Here is a 22,502-nt window from a genome sequence, read left to right on the forward strand (position 1 = left end):
TATCGTTTAAAATTTGAATTATTATTATTGTTTTAATTTTTAATAATAGGTGCCGATACCAATAGCAAAGCTCCTTCGTTCCTGTCCATGATAACGATTGCTTGAGGGCGATATGCTCCTGAGGAACTGACCATTTGCGAATGCATACCAGGTTAACTTAGGTGTCGATGGGAGCTGTATCAATTTTTTGACCTCCGCATTGACGCCCAGTTTTTCGGCTGTAAGGAATTCAAAATCAGGATATAGCAGCGCCTTAGCCATAAGGTTGGTGCCTGTGTTTGGTGTATACAGCATAGATTGGGCGAGGTTATACTGATAGTTGATATCCCCCTTAAAACGCCATGTTTTAACCTTAAAATTCTGGTAGGCTATTTTAAAGTATAGGTTGTCGTAATTCTGGCTGCTGGGCTGCACAATATTATACGACTCGCTAAGGCGCTCCCAATCTACAGCGATAGACCATCGTTGAGCAATATCCTGTTCGGCATTGGGCTGTACCCAACTGTATGTTAATCCGACAGTATTACCATCCTGAAAATAGGTCTTCCCTTGAAAAATAACCTGGTAGATATTCTTTTGGTTATCGTATTGGGTGTGGTACTCGGTACCATTACCACGCCACGCCGAGGCGCGGAGCTGCCATTCTTGCCAATACATGCCTTTCTTTTGAAGTATAATATGGGCATTCGCCAGTTTACGGGCATAGTCTCCGGCAGGGTAGGGTATTAATGAACCATCTGTTGCCGACTCTTTTTCCTGTTTCAGGCCAACAATACTGGTGAGGGTCAACCTATCGTTAAGTCGAAGCTGATGTTGTACTTCTGCGCCATAGTTCGTTTGACTGTAATGGCGGCTCGCCCCGGTACCTATAGGAATAACAGGATCATGTATACCCAATCCTTTAAGGCGGTATAGGTTGTGTAAGGTCGTAGGGTTTCGGATAGCAATGGATATATTTTCCTTGCGGAAACCATAAATGCCCGTCAGTCCAATACTTTGCATATTGCTGTATGCCCAACGAATGGAAGGGCTCAGCGTTAACGAATTTACATAATTCATCGGTCGTGGGTCGACCTGTTTGGCACCCATAGCCACCTTATAGGCCATCCCCAAACCATAGAAAAGCTTGCTGTCTGGACGATTGTAAACGGCACGGGCTTCTAGGCCGAACAGCTGTTTATTCCAGGTACCGCCAATGGAATCGGCCATAATAAAGGGAGTTCCGCGGTAAGGGTCCATTACCAAATTATAAGCCATATCTTTGTCCTGTTCCTGTTGATAGCTAAACTTCCCATACCAGCTCATGTTGTTCAGTTTTTGATAACGCTCGGTTAACAACTGAAAAGTACGAACCGCCTCCGGCTGCTGCACCCGGTGTAGCGCGCCATTATCCAGGCTGCCCGTGATGTGGCTATTGCCTATATTTTTAAAAGGCAGCTGGGTTAAAGCCGTCACATTTTGGCTCTGTAGCAACGGAACAAACAATTTAGGATCTTCCCAGAAGCCCAGCTTACTTGTGTTACTTGTATCTTGCTGCGCTTGAGCATAGCCCTGCACCGCAGTTACAAGAAGTAATGCGGTGCAAGACAATACCATTTTAGCAGCGAATGGAAATTTATACATTACCAAGTTTTAGGTGTAGGAACCGACACTCTTTCGAAGTCTGCACTGCTGTTATTCGTTTTTTGTAATACCCGACGGCCATTAATGGTTGTTTTCACTTTCCGACGAAGGGCCTCACCCGAATACGATTTAGTTACAAATTGGAAACCCGCATCCACATTTGCCGGTAGCCTTTTAAACTGCGGTACATTGCCGTTGCTGGTGCAATCTATAGCATCCAATATCGCCGATACAGGTAACTTAGGGTAGGTCCGTGTGCTGGTTGAATTCGGCTCCAAGCTTTTAGGTAGATTATCAACATCCCCATGTTTAAAGATAACAATGCTAGGGCCATACACCGTTGTGATCCAGTCGAATGCTGTAGCCGTTCCAAAGTGCTTAATAAGCATATTCGGCACATCCGGATTGTCGATATCTCTACCCGATTCTGCGTAATAAACCTCTGCATCGGCAATACCTGTGCCCAGGTCAACCGGAGAATTAGGGTTCCCCAACTTGCTGTCGCTTTTGTGATTTATTGCCGTTCTGGCGATCAAAAAAGATGCTCCAGGCGCTACAGGGAAAGTTTTCCCATTTCCAGGAACCATAAAGATATTCTGGAAATACACATATTCGGTATCGTTGGCAAAACCACTAGGTTTTGAAATTGAACTAAGGTACGGGTTACCGACAATATCACCGATGCAGATGCTATCGGCATACAATGTCTCGGAAGAATTATTATACAGCTCATAAAACTGATCATTGGTAAAGTTTGTCGTATTAGGTGCCCCGCTGAAGTAAATCTGTTTGATAACCCAGCCCCCCACAGCCGAACCCTTAAGTTGCAGGGTAACGGTACCCGTTTCCTGAATAGCATAATTGTTTAACGATGCATTTAAGAATATCTCGGCATCAAATCCGGTTTGCTCATTTGCCTCCTGTGCGGCAAGGGTTTTGCTGGCTGCAAACTGGTAGCTTCCAGGTAATAAATTGGAGAAATGTGCCTCCCCATTGGCATCCGTCTGTACGGTTTTTGTCTCCCCAGTGAAGGAATTTGTCGCTTTAACGGTAGCATTTGCTGCCGCTACGGTTTTATATCCTATAGGATGTTCTACCTTTACCGTGTAGTTTAGCGTTACCTGCGTGGCATTCTCCTTTTTACAAGAGATTATACCCAGGCATACGATAAATGCTAAAAATTGATAAATTGTTTTCATGCGTATGTATATTTAGTTATCTAAAAAGTTTTACATTCATTTCCAACCCAAAGAATAAAGAAGGGTTACGTCGTTCAAACTGATTTGGCCACCTCGAGCTCGCCTGCAAGGGCCTATGCTGAAATACATTGTTTGCATAGAAGGAAATGTCCAGGTGCTTCCCAAACTCCTTGGTAAGTCTGAAGTTTAGTAAACTTAAAGGCTTCCATTTTTCGGTTACGTAGTAGTTGTCCGGAATATCCTGTAAGATATCCTCGTCTTTCACAGGGTCTAAGTTAGCGCGTTGGTCGGTCGTTAGCCAGTGTATCGACTGGTCTTCAATACGCATATAACCCAAAGGTTTTCTTTCGTAGTTGAGGTATTTATTCTGGTCGATCCAAATATTTTGCAAGGTTAAGGTTGCTATTAACCTAAACTGCGGAATATGCTGTATTGTACGTAAGGTCGTCGTAAAGAGCTGGTTTTCCTTTCCACGGCCGGCGCTGAAAATGCCCAGGCGAGTACGTTCCTCACTGGTTACGCGGCTTTTCTTTACCACATACCAGGAGTTTTGGGTGGTATTGCTCGACAGCCAAGCACCGTTTAATACAAAACTGGTACCCGTACTTTTAATCTCCGCAAAGCTAAAGTCAAATTCTACCCCTTTGTTAAGTTTATCCAGCCCATTTGTAGGGCGGTTATAACTCGCAAAATAAGTTCTATAACTCGTCGGATTTTCAGAAACAACTGGAGGTTGCCCTGGGGGGCGCCCTATTACCGAGTATTGTGGAACTTGCAAGACCTGAAACGTTTCCAGGTCGTTTTGGTAGTCATAGGCATTTTTCATGGTCTCGTAGTACGCCGTAACATGAAAGCGACCCAGCGTATTTGACCAGCTGAAGCCCAATTCCTTTTTCGTGTTTTTAACAATCTTAAGGTCTTTATTTTCTGTTGGCGTTACGTACGTGCTCACCAGCACCAGACGTTCGCCAGGATGATCACTAACATGGTTTAAACTAATTACATCGTAATAAGATTGCTGCGGGTACAGGTAGGCTAGGGTTGGCGCCTTTGCCGCAATACCATAACCTGCATGCACATTAAAACCCTTAAAGAGTGCATAAGAAGCATTTATCCTTGGCGCTACCACCTGGCCCACCGAAGAGCGGAATAGCCCTGTAGGTTGAATATTATCGTAGCGTAATCCAGCCTGTACGGTAAGCATACGTTTGGCCAGCAGCACCGATATTTTATCCTCCAGATACAAGGAATATTGGTTAAGTCCGGGAATCTCCTTATACGAGCGGGGCCTGGTTCCGGCCCCCGTTTCCAAACGAGGAGGGCGCTCCAGATCATACTGCTTTCCCTTACCAAAATTATAACTGCTACGCCATTCTATTCCCATCTGAACACGGTGGTTTGTAGCACCAATTTTGCTAAAAAATGAATTGTTAACCTTAGCATACGCATTGAAAGGTTTACCATCAACCCACAGTTGGCTCAGGTAACTGCCGTTCACCAATATGGCCGGGTTTAATCCGTTTTCCATGGCATAGACAATAGGAAAACCACCGCTCTGCAGTGCCTGCTCATAACTCTTCTGCTGCGCCATATCTGCCGATAGGGTATAGGAAAGCGTACGGGAGAATCTTTTTTCTGCATCGAAGGTACCGTTACTAAAAAAGCGTAAGGTAAACTCTTTCGCATAGGTACGGTTGTCCTTAGGATCGTCGGGATCCGGTTTACGCTGGCTGTTGTTGGCCGACAGTGTAAAGCCATTTTGCAGGTGTAAGTTTTTGCTGCTTCCCAGCTCCACCTTCTGCACCGCGTTGAAGGTATAGCGATCATACGTTAATGCCGTAAATCGCGGATCAGAGGTCGCCCGTGTATAATCGGCGTCAATGTTCAGCAGACCCGCCGTAGGCGACAGCTGAAACCCCTGACCCAACCAAAACTGCTTGGCTGTAGGGGTTACACGCGATTTCAGCTGAAGGGGCTCCACACCCGATTGTGTTTTAACAATAATGGCACCAGCGGTGAGGTCGCCATACGTCACGGAAGGAATACCCCGTATCACCTCTATAGACTCGATATTATCCGCCGAGAACTGGCGGAAATCCAATCCAGCACCTGCAGTGGTGCTATACCCTGCCGATACCCCACCTGTTGCGGTATTGTTAAGTTGCAAATTCGCATTGTTGCTCACGGGTACACCATTTACGATTAATGCGACCCCCAAACTTCCCGCATTATCTGTACCGACCTGCCGGAGCGAAACCTTATTCACACTGGTTAAAGAGGGGTTGTCGGCCAATTTTCCAGGTAACAGCTGTAGTGCATCGCCCAAATTACTTGCCTGCAAGTGTTTCAACGCCATTCGGCCGATGATAGATTTGGTAGCCTCGCCAGCCGTATTGCTCTCCTTTGAGGTTACAACAACGGTCTCTAAATCCAGACTTTGGTTATCCAAAAACAACGTGTCTACACGGTTTGTGCCCCTAGACATAGTATGCACAGTAAACGTTTCCGGATTATAGCCCACATATTGTGCTTTAACGGGAAAGCTTCCTGATGGAAGTTTTAGAAAGGTAAATGAGCCATTTAAGCTGGTTTGGGTTTTTAAGCCTAAACTTTCAATTTCTACGGTAGCATAAGGTAAGGTAGTTTTCGATTTTTTATCCAGTACCACCGCATGTATAAGTTGATCGTTGCTGTTTTTAACAGGGCTACTATCTTTCACCATACTTTTTTTCGACGCCGGTATAATGCTGTAGTATTTGCCCTGAATAGGCGTGTAGCTGAGGTCCAAGCCCTGCAAAACCTTAGGTAAAGCCTGTTCTACGGTTTTAAGGTCTTTCAGGTTAATTGCTTTAACACGTACCCCTTGCAAGAGTTCGGCTTTAAAAGAAAAACGCACCTTATATTGTTTTTCCATACGCTGTAGCATGTCTTTTAAAGGCAGCATATCCTGCGCTATAATAGGGGTATTAAAAAAACAAGCCATCAGTACGATAGACGTCTTTATTTTTAGGGCAATGGAACTATTTATTTTCATTGGATACAGCTACTATAGGGTAATCTTTCATCGGGATATTTAATAAGGTAGATAAGGCCTTGCGTGCCTGTTCGGCGTTGCCGAAGGGAATAAAACCATCCAGCCGCTGCAACGTATCCAGCTGCTGTGGCGCCACTAAACGGCGACCAAAAACATCCTTATACAGCAAGGCTACTTGATAATAGGGCGCATTATTGAGTTGCAACTCCTTATTTTGCCAGTCCATTGCTACCGCCGGGTCCTGTATGGAAGGTTTTTTATTCGCTTCAAGTATAGCCGTTTGTCCAGGTCTTAATTTTAACGCATGCCCCAGCTGTCTAATCGCTATGGAACCACTTCGTAAGTGAATGTTTACCAGCGGTAGTAGGCTGTTTACCCTAAACTCCGTCCCCAATACTTCGATCTCTCCCTGCAGCGGCGTATGTACAATAAAACGATCATAAGCTTGTATAGGCGCCCCATTTTCATGGATATGCTTCACCTTAAAATCAGCATTGCCCGATAGCCAAACCTCGCGCTGCTGCCCATTTTTCCAATGTGATAAGGTTTTTAAGGCACTTTTGCCAACGAGCTGTACCGTACTGCTATCTGGTAGGACAACCCATTTGGTCGTTCCATACTCCGATTGGTAGGTAATATATTCGGGGTTAGCCGCCCTGTTATAGAGAAAAAAGTAAACACTAAATGCGGTCAGTACGAGTAAGGCAGCAGCAAGTGTAACCGTTTTATACGAAAAGAAACGCCAGGAATGCTGCAGCTCCGCTGCCGAGGGCTTGGAAGGGGAGCCATAATCTATCACCTGTTTTATTGCGGCCCAATTTTGTACCTTCCGTAAGCTAGAGCTCTGTTGCACAGGAGTCGCCAAGGTAAGTATTTCCTCTCTAGCCTGCTTAATATTAGCGGCTTCCTCCGGAAATTGCTGTAGGTACGCCTGCCAATAAGCGCTATTTTTATGGTATAATGTCCACTCCTTGAAAGAGGAATCGGCCATATAATCGATGCTATTCTTTTTCTTCTGCATATACGTAAAGGAGACCTTTTATTTATATACAGTTTAAATAAGAATAATTACCCCATGAGCCTGCGGATATTTTTTAGTTTAATTGTAAACGATTAATATACAGCAGTTTTTTTATTATTATTGGCACGTTTTCCTTAGCACCACCCTTGTACAAGCCTGCATAAAAACCATACATTAACCGGAACATAGCCGATCTAAAAAAATGCTTAAATATTATCTAAAGCCAAGGTTTATTGCGGTCAGCAAACAAAAGCATGACGAAAATTAAAGGAAAAAATTTCCTGTAACGGCATGGGCAGACCCAATCCATAATCCGGAAGGTTTAGCAGGCAGATAAAATCTGGCGTATAGCAGCACATTATCCGATTGCCTTATCCTGTTGCCAAAAGGGTAAAAGGCAACAGGAGCAAAGGTCATATTATAGACTCTAAAAGCTCTAAACAGGCTTCCTATAGCGTGTAAAATGGCATCAGGGTCTTGTATACCTCACCATATCCAACAAGCAGCCCTGAAAAGCAGGCAGTGGCCTAAGAAAAAATCTTAGGCCACTGGCTTGTTAAAGTAAGCAGGGCATACTATAAAGTAGGGTAGTCGGTATATCCCTTACTATCGCCGCCATAAATGCTGTTGTAGTCCAATTCATTCAAGGGGATATCGTTAAATAACCGATATGGTAAATCTGGTGTCGAGATAAAGGCACGGCCAAATGCTATAGCATCAGCATAACCCAGTTCAATAGCCTTCTCGGCTTTCCGTTTCGTAAATCCTCCGGCTGCAATAATAGGGTGCGGATAAATTTGGCGGATATGTTTGATGAGAAGATCATCCGTTTCCGCGTCCTTATCATCGGTGCTGAAATTTTTAGTCGAGCCTTCCTGTTCAATGATATGAAGGTACGCCAAGCCATAGTCTGCCAATCGTTTAATCAGGTAATCGTAAAATGGAAGTGGATCAGGCTCTTCCGGCATGTACGCTGAAAAGAAAGGGGATAACCGTATGCCCACTTTATCGACAGGCAGTACCTCAAGGATGGCATCCAAAACCTCGAATAAGAAACGAGCGCGATTTTCAAAACTACCGCCATACTTATCGGTACGGTTGTTGGCAACAGATTTTAAAAATTGTTCTATGAGGTAGCCGTTGGCGGCATGAATTTCTACACCGTCGAAACCAGCCTCTTTAGCATGTATAGCCGCCTGTTTATAATCGTTTACGATAGCCTGTATCTCCTCCACTGTTAATGCATGAGGAATCTCATAGGCTACACGCGAGAAATCTGCTGTATAGGCATTACCTAAAGCGGCAATTGCCGACGACGATACGGGGGGATTGTTACCCACTTGAAAAGAGGAGTGGGAAATCTTGCCCACATGCCATAGCTGAATAAAAATTGTGCCGCCTTCTTGGTGTACCGCCTCTGTTACAGCCTTCCAGCCCGCAATATGTGCTGTCGTATAAATCCCAGGTGTTAAAGGATAACCTTGTCCTTGTTGCGATATTTGAGAGGCTTCGGTAATGATTAATCCCGCGGAGGCACGCTGCGCGTAATACGTTGCTGAAATTGCTGACGGGGCTAAATTCTCCTGCGCACGCATACGTGTTAGGGGAGCCATAATTACTTTATTGCGTAACGTCGTTGAACCCAATTTTACGGGTGAAGCAAGGGTGGAATGCTGCGTTGTCATGTGTTAATCGTTTATTTAATGTGCCATGTATTAGGCATACAAATCTGAAAAACAATTTGGAAAAATCCATAGGCCAAGTTGTAGATTGACGTTAAAATTACAATTACTACCATTTTGGTAGATTAAATGTATTGCTTATGTAAAAATAGGGGTAAAGTGAACGGCAGATAAATCCTGTAATGCATTTTCCAGCACATACTCTTTTCGTATTTTTTGTTTCATTTTATGCATTACAGAAAGGAATAAACCATTGGATTCTTTAGGGCTGATTTCTTTTAATAAGGTAGCTTTAACCAAAGAAAAATAGATATGATCCTGAGGAAGTTCTTTTTCCAGGTTCAAGAGAAGGGTCAGTGCATCTTCAGATTGACCAATTTTGCTAAGGCAAAAACAATAGTTCAGCGTAATAATCGGTGATTTTGAAATCTGTTGCATCCATTTATAAAGTTTTACAATATCCATCCAATCCGCTTTTTTAAAGGGATGTACCGACATATACTTGCTGATAATAACAGCTTCAAGATAGTACGTATTTATTTCTTTTGGTTTAATAAGATAATGAAAGCCTAAATGAAGGAATTCTTTGTTCCACTTTTCACGATTTTGATGGAAGAATGAAATAAGTTTTCCATTTTCTATTTTTGCAGGTACCCTGGCCAAATGAAAACAGAAAAGAGCCAAAAGATTACGCGTAGAGTTGTATTGGTACTGATCGAAAAAAAATTTCGTCAATGCAAAAGCCTCCAAGCATAAATCATCATTTACAATACGCCCTGTTTTTTCATGAAAAGAGTCAAAACCAATATTAAATACCGCATAGAAAATTTCTTCTGCAATGGCAGCCCCATGTGGATTAATCCGGATGCTATGTAAGTCGACCTCCATGTTTTTTACCTCCTGTTGCATACTTCTCTTCGTTCGGTTAATATGCTTATAAATGGCTTCCTGATTGATTAATGTCGTATCGCTTATTTCCGCTATGCTAAGGCCGAATATATTCTTCAAGGCAAAAAGAATTTTGGCTTGGTTGGAGCTATTTTTTAAAGTAATAATAAAACCAATCGTTTGGATACGTAAGTCCGTCTCGCTGCCTGCGGAAAAGCTGTCTTCATTTTCTTCTGTAGCGATCGTATACGGTGCTTTCTGTTTTTTTATTTGGTTCAATACATCGTTGCGAGCGACAATGAAAAGCCAGTTTTCAGGGTTATCAGGAACCTTACCTTGTGTCGTTAATTTCAGGGATTTCAAAAAGGAATTTTGAATAGCATCCTCAATTTCCGAAACATAATCCGTTCCAAACTGATTTAACAATCCTGAAAACAGCTTTCCATAGCATGCTCTATACCTTATTCCAAGGTTACTGCTCATAATCTTCCATTTCCATTACCGGGCGGATCTCCGTTGTTCCTCCATAACGATGCGTAGGGCATCCCTTCGCCAACGCAATAATCGTATCCAAATCGGATGCTTGCAACAAATAATAACCACCGATAATCTCTTTAGATTCCAAGTAGGGGCCGTCTTTAACAACACAATTTTTTCCCTGGATTAAAACCCCTTTTTCATGCAATCCATCCCCGGCGATAAAATGTCCCCCTTCGGCTAAGGTATTAGCCCAGTTCAAATGAGCATCTGCCAATTCTTCCATTTCTTTCGGCGACAGCTGGTTTAACGTTTCAACGTCTTCGTGAAGTAATAATAAATATTGTTTCATAGTTCCTTTTTTAAGTTTTAGTAAAGACAAATCAGGTTTTCTATTTTGGACATTCCGGTAATTTTTTTTTAGGCTTAATCGGTTATAACCTAACACGATTTTAACGCTTAATTTCTTAGTCCATACGATATATCCATTTTCGGTAAGATCCAAATCAGATTCGTAATAGATTAGTGCCTTAAAAATATTGAACCATATGCATACAACCTTTAACCTATATTAGCAGGGTGTATCAGGCTATTACCTGCAAGTAAAGCAACGACAAGCCAAGCCTCCAACCGGCAACCCGCAACCCGCCAATAGGCAAAAGCATTTTCTGCGTTAAAAAGAAACAATACAAAAGGCAAAACCTCTAAACCACTAAACCTCTAAACCTCTAAAACGATATTAAGCCAAGTAAAAGCACTATTAAATGTACAAAAAAAATACAACTGAATTGTTGCAACTAAAATATACAATACGAGCCTAAAAAACTAGCCACTACAAGTATGAATACCCTAAACGAAAATGCAGGATCACAAGCAGAATAAGGAAATAATAACATTAAAGCAGTATTAGACTACTAATCTGCTTTTGGTATTTAAACGATATTGTAAAGGAGATATTCCCATATACTTTTTAAATATCCTTGAAAAGAAAAAACAATCCTCATAGCCTAAATCATTCGCAATCTGCTTGATTAGAATATTACTTTGAATGAGCTCTTGACATGCTTTCTGCATCTTTAAATGAATAAAATAAGCTAAGGGAGGCATACCGGTTTTTTTTCTGAATAAGGTAGCAAAATATGCAGTAGACAGAAAATGCCGTTGGGCAAGGTCGCTGACCAGAAGGGGCTGATGAAGGTTAGATTTCATATAGAGGATGGTTTCCTCCACAACATCCGGAATTGAGGAGGATTGTTTTATTCTGTTCTGCTGTTGAAAGATAAGTAAACCCAAGAAATGGTATAGATTGAAACTGGCACTACATAAATTGGAAGTACTAAATCCCAAATCTAATGAATCATAAATTAATGACCATATTTCAGGCAATTTATCATCGTAAGGAATATCCTTTACTGAAAAAGCTTCAAACTGCTTTAAACTTTTATTGAATTCATTTAGTAGATCTGCTTTAAAGTGCACCCAATAAATTGTCCACGGATCATGCTCATCGGCACCATAATGTAATGGCAATGTTGTGGCTGGTATAATTACAAATTGGTTGGCTTCGACCGTTTTCTTTTCCGTACCCAATACAAAAAAACCTTTTCCTTGTGTGCAGTATAATAGAATATTGTCTTCACAGCCAGTTTTTCTGTTCCGATGATGCCCCCTGGCTTTAGGAAAGTACCCGATATGGGTAATATAAAGTTGAAATAAACCGAGATTATTGCGGAATGTAGTTTCCCATAGTTTTTCAGGAACTGAAATTATCTTTTCACCATCAAAGCCGAGCTGTTTTTTCATAAACTTCATTTTAGGAATAATATAAAGGTAGCGATAATAGAAGAATAGTCCATGCTATTGTAAGGAAACACTATTTTCAGATCACAGTCGAGGCCTTAGTTTTGTAGCATAAAAACTAAGACTATGAACCGACTTTTTGGATTAACTACTATACTTTTGATATGTGCTTACCATATTTCCTCAGCGCAAGTTCTAACTAAAAGCAGAGCAAGTCTGCACGGAATACACATAGATAGAGCAGCGCCAGATTTCTTTTCGGGTGCATTATTAGGTAACGGTGCATTAGGAGCAGTGGTTACCACTCGGCCTGATGCAATTGTGATATATTTAGGACATAATAAGGTTTGGGATGTGCGTATTGCGGAGGAGAATAAGGAAAAGATAGGAACATTTCAACAAGTATTTGACAAGGTAAAACAGATACCTGCAGATCTTGCAAATTTAACCGATGACCCATGGTACAAAGCTTACAATGCGATGACGGCTGAAAACTATAGTAAACCCTATCCTCGTCCATTTCCTACAGGTTCCATTGTTTTGGGCTTTGACAGGAGAAAAATGAAGCTTTTGGGGCATGATTTGGATATTGCAACAGGCATGTGCACCGTAAGTTTTTTAGATAGTAATTCCAAGCCAACCTATCTGAAAATATTTACGGATATGGAAAATGATCAATTATGGATATCTTATGTAAATACACAAGGAAAGTCTATCCCTCATAATTTTGAACGGTTGCGGATACTACCTGACCCGTCAACACCATCCGAATTTCCAAAATATACTATGGTGGAAAATTTGAAGGATGGCATACTTTCGTTTCGGCAGGTTCTGCCAAAAAAGATATCGGATACTTCCATAAAAAGTCCAAAAGACAAAGCCTTTAGCGTAGATTTAAAAGTTCTTGGATCAATTTCCAAAAAAACACATCTAAACTGGAATGGTAACCAAGAAGATATGGCCAAACTTGAGGTTGCAATTGATAATAGGGATAGTTTCTTGGCTTGTGTTAGCTTAAAAGAAGGGTTAGATACGGAAGTCCCTATTTCTCCGGATTCAAAAGAAGTTATATGGATCGAAAAAGATAAGGTATGGAATAAAAACCTGCTGGTTTGGAAGAAATTTTGGAATCAGTCTAGTGTAACCCTTTCCGATAGCTTTTTAGAATCCATCTGGTATAGGAATCTATATTTTTTAAACTGTAGTCTGAAGGATGGCGTAACTACGCCTGGAATATTTGCCAACTGGAGTTACAATAATATTGGTACAGCATGGCACGGTGATTACCATATGAACTATAATACCCAACAACCTTTTTGGGTAACATTTTCAAGTAATCATTTGGATAAGAATCTGCCATATGTGGACCTTATTGAAGCACTATTTCCTGTTAGTAAACAATGGGCAAAAGATTATTATCAGCTTCCAGGTATGTATATACCACATTCTGCTTACCCAGTCGAAATGTCCATGAATCCTTACCCAATTCCAGACTGGGGCTGGGAGATTAGTGAAACACCTTGGGCCATTCAGGGTTTGTGGTGGCACTATACTTACAGCATGGATGTAGACTTTCTCCGCGACCGAGCTTATACGCCTATAAAAGCGGCAGTAGAATTTCTTGTCGCTTATATGCAGCGTGCTGAGGGAAGAGATCTGGAACGTTGGGGAGACAACAAGTACCACATTTTCCCTTCAGTTCCACCCGAGTTATATGGCCTCCGTCCAGGTTTTCAGTTCAATCACGACATTAATGCGGACCTAACATTAACAAAATTTGCTTTCCATGCATTTAAACAAGCGACAGAAATTCTAGGTACCCAGCAGCAGGAAAAAGATTTACTCCATTCCATGGAAGATATCTTGAAAAATTTTCCGGATTATCCTACAGCAAAATTGCCTAATCAAGAAAAAGTTTTTGTAGCTGTTGATGGTGAAGATGCACAGACCGTCTATAATGTTCCACTACCTTTGTTTTCTGTTTTCCCAGGCGAAGAGCATGGTCTTCATAGTGATGATTCCACTAAACGCATCCTCTTCAATACGTATGCAAATCAAAGAAATGAAGGCGGAAATGACCTCGTATTTATCCATATGCAAGCAGCACGAATTGGAAAGTTAGACTTGGAAGATTTTAAGCGTCAGGTGAGGTATTGCTTGTTGCCAAACGGTACAGCTACGGATATGGTCATGCAAACAGGAGGAAGGTATTCGGACCAAAGTGATTATGCCTATATGTCTAGAATGGGTATTTGGTTCGAAAATTTTGCGCTACCGGCAGTTATAAATGAGTGTCTGATACAAGGATACAATGGTTCTATAGTACTCTTCCCAAATTGGAATATTAAAAATGATGCCGCGTTTGAACAACTTAGAACTGTTGGTGCTTTTTTGGTAAGTGCAAAGCTAGAGAATGGAAAAGTAAGAAATATTAAAGTCCACAGCGAGAAAGGGCAAAAACTAGAACTACTTTTACCTGGCCAGGATGCCTATAAAGTACGCAGTTCTATAGGCAGAACGCTCGGATGGATGAAAGGTAAAATTCAAGTGAATACCCAAAAAGATGAGGTGCTTGTGTTTGATCTTAAATAAACTTCAATACAAACCAGGAAGAAGGTAGCGTATTATTAATCAGCGTCACCCTCTTCCTGGTTAATGAAGTAAACGTGGAGATAGCCAAGAAGTATGCTATATTTAAAAATCTATTATTTATTTATTTATCCGCGCCTTATGGCGCTTAAACCACCTAGATAAACCTACCCGAATTAGGTTTTGGTGAAAGTCCTGTACATTATCCTGAGTTGGAATAGGGCTGGAGTTATCGTTTCAACTGAAAAAGCTGTTGTTAAAACTAAACAAGGTGGGGAATGAGCTCACCTCCCTCTTTGCAAGCTTTTCTTTATAGGTAACTACAGCTTTTTATTAACTAATTTTTTTAAAAAAAAAGTTGCAATTTAATACAGGGGTAAATCGTTTTCCAGCTCCCTTGTAGCCAGATGTTACTTGTATATACAACCTTTTGAATTTTTAGTTTAAAATTATATCTTCGTGCTGTTTATACTAATTTATTAATAATTTATGAAAATCCTTATTCCAGCTATTTGTTGCTGTTTAGGCATGGCATTTTTTTCTTCTTGCAAGAAATCCGACAATAGCGAGCCTACACAACCTATTGAACCCGAACGTAAAGAATTACATCTGCAGTTGAAAAATAAAAACCTATTGAGTTTAAAACGGTATAGTCCACAAGAAAAGGGTGCCACGCTGGCAGAAACAGAATTAGAAACTTATTTTGGCAATCGCCTTTCTTATACTATTCCCGAAGAAATTATAACGAAAAATGATTCGGTATTTCTGGTTAAAAAGCTGAAGCTTACGGAGGGATTTAAGGCCAAGTGGGAAAATGAAAACCTGCTTTATCAACCTTCGGGCACCACGGTTTGGAAAAAACTGGGTCAGCAGGATAAAGATCAGGGTTTTGTATTACATATGCGTATGTATAAAAAAGAAAGCACCATCGCGGTAGGTCGCCAGGTTATAGTCGACGCTATGTATGACAGCCTGCCCGCCGAAAATTTTATCGCCAAAGGGGAAGACGACTTTCAGCTAATATTCTTGCAATTGAATGCCATTTATAAATAATCTTACGTTATGAAATTTACGATTAAAACATTTTTTGCCGCTACTACCGTTTGTATTGCCTTACAACTTTCGAATTTTGCCCTGGCACAGGAGAAAGCTACGGTTTTTACGGCCAAATCTCCGGAGGCTATTTATTTGGGTGCCGTTTTGAATAAGGCCAGTATTAACCAAGATAAACATCCCGTTATAGATCTTGTACAAGACGATGTTACGATAAGCTTATCTATAAACGCTAAACCGCAAACGGTGCGCGCAACAAAAGCACTGCTGGATAAGGTTGTCCTAGAGGGAATCCAGGAAACGAATAGTTTAGACAAAATGCAGCAGGTGTCGACGAGTTTTAACCTGCAAAGGATACAGTCTTGGGACGACGCGCTTCTTTCTATTCGTTTTGGCCAGGCTATAAATACGGAACAGTGGTTTGGCTTTTCTAAGGCTGATATGCCGAGGCCGATGAAGTCTATGTTCGTATTACATTATAATCAGATCATGCTAAATGCTGCGATAGATATACCAGAATCGGGTACTTTTGGGTATGATATTGCCGTAATGAACTCCCTTAAGAGCGATGATCTTGTTTATGTAAACTCAGTGGATTATGGCCGTAAAGCAGTGGCTTTAATAGGTTCAGAATTGCCTGATGATCTTGTAAAAGAGGCGCTTAATAAGGTATTGCGTAAAGCAGAATTAACCGAGCAAGATGAAGCCGTATTGGCAAATACAACGGTGCGTTTGCTGCTGTTGGGCAATACGCCGGCACCTGCGGCTAATCGTACGCCGATACAAACTCTTGTCGATTTTATACATAAAAAATGGACCCTGGAAGATTTTGCTAAGCCCATTTCCTTTAGTCTTGCTACCTGGAATACTAATGCCTTATTCGAAAATACTTTTAACTAAAAAGAGCGGGATTTCCCGCTCTTTTTAGTTAAAAGTATTTTTAGTAAACATTTGCTGCAATTTAATTAAAGGTTTAGGATAAGGTTTAGGATGAGGTAGAGGTTTTGTAAACCTTCCTACGGTCGTAATATTGTTTCACGCGGGCCAACTTATAAAAATCGTATACGGCTATACTAAATAAGATCACACAAGTAAGGTAAAAAGTACCTATGCCAAGGTGTAAATAACCAATACCCGCTGCAAGTCCGCCAAGCACATAGGTCACCATAATGGTCAGTAACAGGTGAAATTTATCGACTAAAGCTTTATTTTGTCTATTTTTTTCCTTACAGAACATAGACAGTAAAATTGCCAGGTCGGTGGTTAAACCCGTTAGGTGCGTAGTTTTAATAACCGAATTGGAGATGCTAGCCGTTAAACCATTTTGCAGCCCCATAGCAAATAGCAGCGCTGCGACTAGAAATTCTGTTTCTTTTAAGGAGTTGCCATAAAAGAATTGGAGGTATAAACCTACAAATAGCACACTTAATAACTCCAACATTACCGGGATAGCATGCGATATGTATTGGCTCCATCGTCCCTTTCCTTGTATTATCACAAAATTTGATAAAAAGCTACCCATAAAAAATACAAGAATCCATAACAAGACCACGGCCCCTTGATACCAGTTACCTTTGCTTAATTCCTGCGCAAATACCGCATAATAACCCGTTATATTCGAGGTAAAAGCGAAAAATACAGTTACCGACGTCACATTTACCATACCCGCTGAAAAGGCGGTAAGTGCGCCGAGTTTTAAGTTGTCAGATTGTGTTCTATGGTTGCTATATTTTCTTAACATATTGTCCTAAATTTTCTTTTCTTTCCAGCACGATTTCCATTATCCCCTTTACCTGAAGGTCGAAGTTTAGGTGCAGGACAAGTTTATTTTGATTGATAGTCTGAATTTGGAAACTCTCGATTGATTTTCCATTGCGTTTAAGCTCCAGAATATGTCCGCGGCCTTTAATAAACCATTCTAAAGATTCACTGTTGTTCCCTTTATTCGATTGCAGTTTCCCGTTGTCGCTAAAACGCCAAACACCACGGTGCAGCAGTTGTACATCGCGCAGAATTTCCTGTTTTAAATTTTGATACAGCGGCGACTCCAAATCAATAGCTTTGGCCGCATTATCCTTCTCAATGCGCCAGGTTGTTTCTACCCATTCGCCCTGAATAAGGCGCTCCGGACTTTCATAGTAAATCACCACAGAAAGCGTGGACAGCATCAACACGGCTAATAGCGCGTAAGTAATTTTTAATAATACATTCCTATTCATAACTCAGCCTCCATTTTTTTCGGAAAAATATGCCGTCCATTAAATCCCGCTGCGTACCCATCTCCTCGGGTACCTGCAGGTGTAGTAAAGGTACAGCCAGTTGCTTTTCCATACCCTTCAGGGTTAGGTTTACATCGAAATTATGGCGTGCTGTAGGGCTGAACGATAGGCCCTCCAGTATAATAACCTGCTGAATGCGGTGCCCTTTGATATAATTCTGTAGGTAGCGTGGGTTTTTTGAGGTGAGCACATCGGCATACAGCTCCGTTAATTTATCCTTATATCGGGTACGTATAATTTCGCATCCCTTAATAAAGTCCTCCGATTGTAAGTCAGCCAGACAGTCTTCCTTGTTGAACGCTAATAAAGAAGTTATGGAATCGCTGAGCTGCAACCCATATACCAATACCAGCTCCATTTCCAGCTGCTCCTCGGCAGTATGGTTTTCAAGAAACTCCAAAACTATACGTAAGGAGTTTACACTAAAATCGGTCGGAATTAATACACGTTTTAAACTTGCCATAGAATAATTTTGAAGCAAAATTAACCCCATGACATAGGGACAGCGTGAAAACGAAATTAGTTTTCCATTAAACTTTTGGCGGGCAGATTAAAATAAGATGAGAATGTCACTGCGACATTAAAATAACATTAAGATGCAAATATGGTGGGCAGTTCAATGCGTACCGTGGTGCCCTCATTAAGCTTGGAAGAAAGCAGCAACGAGCCCTGATGCATTTTTATAATATTCTGCGCGAGGGGAAGACCGATGCCATAACCTGAAAATATGGTGGCATTAGAAGCTCGGAAGTAGGGGTCATAGATATACGGAAGTTCTTCGGAAGGAATGCCAATACCATTGTCTCTAATCAGAATTAAAATCCCCTTTTCATAGGCTCCCAAAGCAACATATGCCGTATGATCGGCCGAATATTTGCAGGCATTGGACACAATATTAGAGATTGCCAGCTGCAACAAAGGAGCTGATCCGCGAACTTTTAATTTCATACTATCTTCCGGCAACATACTAAAGTCGGTTTTAATATGAAAAGTATGGTTTATCGCCTTTACAGTCATTTCAGCATCCAGAATAATCTGGTCTATACGTACAGGGTTGAAATTAAGATTGTTATTTTCAAAACCCGTCCTTGCCAGTAACAATAAAGCACGTGTTTTCTGTTCTAGGTTTTCCGCCGACGCCATAATCTTACGCATCGATGCCTTATATTCCGCAATATTACGCTCCTTAGAAAGCGCTAAATCAGCGATACCGATGATCGTAGTGAGGGGAGTATTGAGTTCATGAGAGGCATTGCTAATAAAGTTCTTTTGCGTTTCAAACGATGTTTCAATACGGTTTAGCATCTGGTTAAAGGTAGTCGTTAGCTTGCGGAGTACGCCCTTCTCTTTGGTCTCATTGAGGCGTAAGTACAAATTTTCGGAACCTATTTTTTCTACATTAGTAATCAGTTCATTTATAGGTTTCATAAACGACCTTTTCACCAATAAGGAGATGACTACGGCAAAGAGTATCCCCAGGATAAGCGCGACGAGCAGCAGGTTTTTAAGGTAATTTAAATGATGCGTATAGAAATAATTTTCCGCCGAGACACCTATAATATAACGGTGGCCATTTTTAGTATAAAAATTTGCCGAGTAAAAGTTCGTGCCTACTTTAAAATTAGAAGGTTTATCCTTATTAATCTCCGGCCACAGGTTTTTATCGAACCCCTTGCTATACACAATATGGTTCTGGCTATCAAACTCCACCAGGAACTCCTGCTGCTTATTAAGCTCCTCAATATAATCCAAGGGCCATTCCTCCTTACCATTCTTTGCGTTCAGCATACGCTCTGCCGCAAGGTCACGGCGAAGGTCCAGGCGTTTATAGAAATCTGCAAAAGCAAAGTTGGTAATGGAATACATAATAAACACCACAAAGCTGATGGTATAGATGACAAGAATGCTGATTAGCGCGTATAGCAATTTGTTGTAGGTTCTCACTTAGCTGTCTATTTTTAGTACATAGCCCATACCAATAACCGTGTGTATGGTTTTAACAGGTGTTGTTTTTTCAATTTTTTTACGGAGGTAGTTGATGTAAACATCCACGACGTTCGAGCCTATATCGAAATTTATTCCCCATACTTTATCCAGGAGTTCACTCCGTTCAAATACCTTTCCAGGTGCCTGGATCAAGAGCATCAGGAGCCTATATTCTGTAGAGGTTAAATTAAGCTCCTGTCCGTTAGCATAGGCAATTTTTTTATAATCGTCGATTTCCAGAAATTTATAGGTAAAGGTTTTTTTCTCCGCTACCTTAACCTGTTTCGTAATCTCCTGCTTACGGCGGATTAGCGTACGCACGCGCGCTTTTAACTCGATGAGCTTAAAAGGCTTCGATAAATAATCGTCGGCCCCACTATCCAGCCCTAACACCACATTCTCGGGGCTACCGAGCGCAGTAACCATAAGAATAGGTAGGTCCGTATACCCTAAGTGGCGCAAGTTTTTACATACCTCCAGACCATTCATCTCCGGAAGGAGGATATCAAGAACAATAAGATCGATAGCATGGGCCGTTAAGAGCGGAAGGGCGTCGCTATATTTATTGGCATAGTAAACGACATAACCATCTTCTTCAAGACCTTGAATAATAAATTCAGCCACATTTTTTTCATCTTCAATCAGTAAGATTTTTTTTCCGTCCATAACGCTTTTCTTTACCTTAACTAGCATGCTAACCGCTAAAATAAACAATCTCGGTAAAAATAAAGCTTTCTTGCTGCTAAAATATGGTCTTAGGGTAAGGTCTTAAAACACCTATCCACAGCTTTTTTTATTTACAATAGGGTTTAAACTACCATTTTTGTATTTTTGATAAAAACAGATTTATGTTAATTATCGAATCCCCATCCCAAGATGCTTATTTTAATATTGCCTCTGAGGAGTATTTTTTAACGCGCTTTCCCGACGAGGATATATTTCTTCTATATGTCAATGCCCCCTCCATTATTGTCGGCAAATTTCAAAACACCCTTGCCGAGGTAAATTTAGACTATGTAAATGCGCAGGGAATAAAGGTGGTGCGTAGGTTATCCGGGGGCGGGGCGGTATACCATGACCTGGGCAATTTAAATTTCTCTTTCCATAGCCTATTAGCCAACCAGGATTTTATGGATTTTTCAAAGTTTACAGCACCGGTTTTAACCGTATTAAATAACCTGGGAGTACCTGCAAAGCTGGAAGGTAGAAACGACCTGCTCGTCGACGGGAAGAAATTCAGCGGCAATGCCAAATTAGCGAAAAATGGCAAGATGATTCAACATGGCACCATACTATTACATTCTGAAATGGCAGTATTGGGGGAGGCTTTAAAAGTTAACCCCTTGAAATTTATCGATAAAGCGGTGAAATCTAATCGTGCGCGTGTGATTAACCTAAACGAATACCTGCCAGAAGCGGCAGATACTAATGTCTTTAAAGCCTTGCTGATAAAGGAAATGGTTCGGAATAATGCCGATGCTACGCTTTATACAGTAACGGATGACGATATACAGCATATACAAGCCTTAGCGGATAGTAAATACAGCAGCTGGGATTGGAATTTTGGATTCTCGCCCAATTATAACTTTAAAAAAGCCATTAAAATTCCGGCAGGATTTATTGAATTGCATATGGATGTAGATCAAGGACATATACAAAAGATTAAGATTTTTGGTGATTTCTTCGCCTCCCAACCTATTGAAGAATTGGAAGCCTTGCTGCATGGAAGGAAACATCAATTAAGCGACATAGAACAGGTTTTGGCTCGCACAGATTTAACAGCCTACTTTGGAAAAGTAAGTCTGGAGGAAATTTTAACTTTGTTTCATTAAAATACCCCTAAATGCTAAATGTTAAACACTAAACCTAAAATCCTAAGCCCTAAACCTTAAACCTTAAAACTTAAAACAAGCATTTAAGCCATACAATTCCCCATTATAGCTAGGTACAACGACGAACATATGTTTTTGATGATTTAATCTGGGGCTTACCAGTGGCAGCAGCCAATAAGCAATCTTCGTACTCAACACCCCAATGCCGGCTCCCATGGCAACATCCGAAAGCCAATGACGGTTGTTGTACATGCGCATAAATCCTGTTCCCGCGGCTACGGTATAACCCGCGATACCATACCAATACGATTGATCTTTATACTCCTGCCATAAAAGCTCAGCCGAGATAAACGCAGTCGCCGTATGTCCGGAGGGGAAAGAATTTTTTGCCGACTCGTCAGGGCGCCATACCACCGTAGTACGTTTTAAGGTCGCCACGGTTGCCGTACTTATTAAGTGCGCTGTAACGGTTGTAAACAAGCTCTCCTTTAAAGAATGTTTGGCCTTAACCCCGGCAGCATCGAGCACAAATATACTCGCAGCGCCAGCGTACTGAGCGAAATCGTCGATTCTAATTTTCCGGTATATATTGCGTTGCAAGGCATCTCGAATTTCCTTATCCGTACGAATTAAATAATGGCTTTCTTGCGCTACAATACCATAAGTCATGGTTACAGCGGGAAAGATAAGTGCAGTATAGTGTACCTGGCTTAAAAAACCTTTTTTAGCTGTAGTATCTTTTTCCGTGATTTTAAAACCGTTGATATCCTCCATATCGGCTGCTGTAGGGAGAAGTTGCACGCTATCCATCTGTACATTTGCACATGCCTTATAATTGGTTATTAAAATTGGAGCAAAACAAAATAAACCAAATACTAATGTTTGCAAAAAACGTCCGTACATATACGAAGATATTGACTTAAATTTTATTTATAGTATGTAAAATGCAGGTTAACATTGTCATATTAATCTCATCTTGCCACAAATATAATTAATTGTACATACAACTGAAGTAATAATTCCGAATGCCTCGCAAAAT

Annotated in this window: 18 protein-coding genes; 4 read left to right on the plus strand and 14 right to left on the minus strand. The window is 41.0% G+C overall.

From position 1 onward, the window contains the following. Positions 1-39: 39 nt before the first annotated feature. The 8 genes from ACL9RF_RS02915 to ACL9RF_RS02950 form a co-directional block, all read right to left on the minus strand. Positions 40-1,623 carry a DUF6850 family outer membrane beta-barrel protein gene (locus ACL9RF_RS02915; protein ID WP_422799091.1) on the minus strand — a complete coding sequence of 528 codons (1,584 nt, stop codon included), beginning with the start codon at positions 1,621-1,623 and terminating at the stop codon, positions 40-42. After that, the gene (locus ACL9RF_RS02920; RefSeq protein WP_422799092.1) at positions 1,623-2,822 is read right to left on the minus strand and encodes a DUF4876 domain-containing protein; all 1,200 of its coding nucleotides are present in this window, start codon (positions 2,820-2,822) and stop codon (positions 1,623-1,625) included. Before ACL9RF_RS02920 ends, ACL9RF_RS02915 begins: the two co-directional genes overlap by 1 nt. Positions 2,823-2,838: 16 nt before the next feature. After that, positions 2,839-5,856 carry a TonB-dependent receptor domain-containing protein gene (locus tag ACL9RF_RS02925; RefSeq protein ID WP_422799093.1) on the minus strand — a complete coding sequence of 1,006 codons (3,018 nt, stop codon included), beginning with the start codon at positions 5,854-5,856 and terminating at the stop codon, positions 2,839-2,841. Then, positions 5,843-6,877 carry a FecR family protein gene (locus ACL9RF_RS02930; protein ID WP_422799094.1) on the minus strand — a complete coding sequence of 345 codons (1,035 nt, stop codon included), beginning with the start codon at positions 6,875-6,877 and terminating at the stop codon, positions 5,843-5,845. Before ACL9RF_RS02930 ends, ACL9RF_RS02925 begins: the two co-directional genes overlap by 14 nt. Before the next feature lie 575 nt (positions 6,878-7,452). Continuing rightward, positions 7,453-8,562: an alkene reductase gene (locus ACL9RF_RS02935; RefSeq protein ID WP_422799095.1), complete on the minus strand. Its 1,110-nt coding sequence runs from the start codon at positions 8,560-8,562 to the stop codon at positions 7,453-7,455. Between the two features lie 135 nt (positions 8,563-8,697). Beyond that, complete coding sequence (locus tag ACL9RF_RS02940; protein ID WP_422799096.1) at positions 8,698-9,930, minus strand: DUF6596 domain-containing protein; 1,233 nt, start codon at positions 9,928-9,930, stop codon at positions 8,698-8,700. Next, positions 9,920-10,276 (minus strand): YciI family protein, encoded by a 357-nt coding sequence (locus tag ACL9RF_RS02945; protein WP_422799097.1) that lies wholly within the window; start codon positions 10,274-10,276, stop codon positions 9,920-9,922. The genes ACL9RF_RS02940 and ACL9RF_RS02945 overlap by 11 nt, the downstream gene beginning before the upstream one ends. A 554-nt stretch (positions 10,277-10,830) precedes the next feature. Next, positions 10,831-11,727 (minus strand): AraC family transcriptional regulator, encoded by an 897-nt coding sequence (locus tag ACL9RF_RS02950; RefSeq protein ID WP_422799098.1) that lies wholly within the window; start codon positions 11,725-11,727, stop codon positions 10,831-10,833. Between the two features lie 123 nt (positions 11,728-11,850). On the opposite strand from ACL9RF_RS02950, the gene ACL9RF_RS02955 reads away from it, so the two are divergent. The 3 genes from ACL9RF_RS02955 (at position 11,851) to ACL9RF_RS02965 (ending at position 16,266) form a co-directional block, all read left to right on the plus strand. Beyond that, positions 11,851-14,316, plus strand: coding sequence for a glycosyl hydrolase family 95 catalytic domain-containing protein (locus ACL9RF_RS02955; RefSeq protein ID WP_422799099.1), 2,466 nt, complete (start codon positions 11,851-11,853; stop codon positions 14,314-14,316). Between the two features lie 486 nt (positions 14,317-14,802). Then, positions 14,803-15,366 carry a hypothetical protein gene (locus tag ACL9RF_RS02960; RefSeq protein ID WP_422799100.1) on the plus strand — a complete coding sequence of 188 codons (564 nt, stop codon included), beginning with the start codon at positions 14,803-14,805 and terminating at the stop codon, positions 15,364-15,366. A 9-nt stretch (positions 15,367-15,375) separates the two neighbouring features. Further along, positions 15,376-16,266 (plus strand): hypothetical protein, encoded by an 891-nt coding sequence (locus ACL9RF_RS02965; RefSeq protein WP_422799101.1) that lies wholly within the window; start codon positions 15,376-15,378, stop codon positions 16,264-16,266. Positions 16,267-16,351: 85 nt separating this feature from the next. On the opposite strand, the gene ACL9RF_RS02970 is transcribed toward ACL9RF_RS02965, so the two are convergent. The 5 genes from ACL9RF_RS02970 to ACL9RF_RS02990 form a co-directional block, all read right to left on the minus strand. After that, positions 16,352-17,107, minus strand: coding sequence for a YoaK family protein (locus tag ACL9RF_RS02970; RefSeq protein ID WP_422799102.1), 756 nt, complete (start codon positions 17,105-17,107; stop codon positions 16,352-16,354). Next, complete coding sequence (locus tag ACL9RF_RS02975; protein WP_422799103.1) at positions 17,091-17,585, minus strand: hypothetical protein; 495 nt, start codon at positions 17,583-17,585, stop codon at positions 17,091-17,093. Before ACL9RF_RS02975 ends, ACL9RF_RS02970 begins: the two co-directional genes overlap by 17 nt. Beyond that, entirely contained in the window at positions 17,578-18,108 is a 531-nt protein-coding gene (locus ACL9RF_RS02980; protein WP_422799104.1) for a hypothetical protein, read from the minus strand. The genes ACL9RF_RS02975 and ACL9RF_RS02980 overlap by 8 nt, the downstream gene beginning before the upstream one ends. Before the next feature lie 128 nt (positions 18,109-18,236). Beyond that, on the minus strand, positions 18,237-19,589 hold the full coding sequence (locus tag ACL9RF_RS02985) for a sensor histidine kinase (protein ID WP_422799105.1): 1,353 nt from the start codon (positions 19,587-19,589) through the stop codon (positions 18,237-18,239). Next, a complete protein-coding gene (locus ACL9RF_RS02990) occupies positions 19,590-20,297 on the minus strand; it encodes a response regulator transcription factor (RefSeq protein WP_422799106.1) in 708 nt (235 codons plus the stop codon). A 182-nt stretch (positions 20,298-20,479) separates the two neighbouring features. Here ACL9RF_RS02990 and ACL9RF_RS02995 point away from each other — a divergent pair, with 182 nt between their 5' ends. Continuing rightward, the gene (locus ACL9RF_RS02995) at positions 20,480-21,463 is read left to right on the plus strand and encodes a lipoate--protein ligase (RefSeq protein WP_422799107.1); all 984 of its coding nucleotides are present in this window, start codon (positions 20,480-20,482) and stop codon (positions 21,461-21,463) included. A gap of 63 nt (positions 21,464-21,526) precedes the next feature. Here ACL9RF_RS02995 and ACL9RF_RS03000 read toward each other — a convergent pair whose 3' ends face one another. Next, positions 21,527-22,366, minus strand: a complete 840-nt coding sequence (locus ACL9RF_RS03000) for a phosphatase PAP2 family protein (RefSeq protein ID WP_422799108.1) — start codon at positions 22,364-22,366, stop codon at positions 21,527-21,529. Positions 22,367-22,502 lie beyond the last annotated feature (136 nt).

Origin of the sequence: Sphingobacterium sp. Mn56C (assembly GCF_049319645.1) — a bacterium.
Classification (GTDB): Bacteria; Bacteroidota; Bacteroidia; order Sphingobacteriales; family Sphingobacteriaceae; genus Sphingobacterium.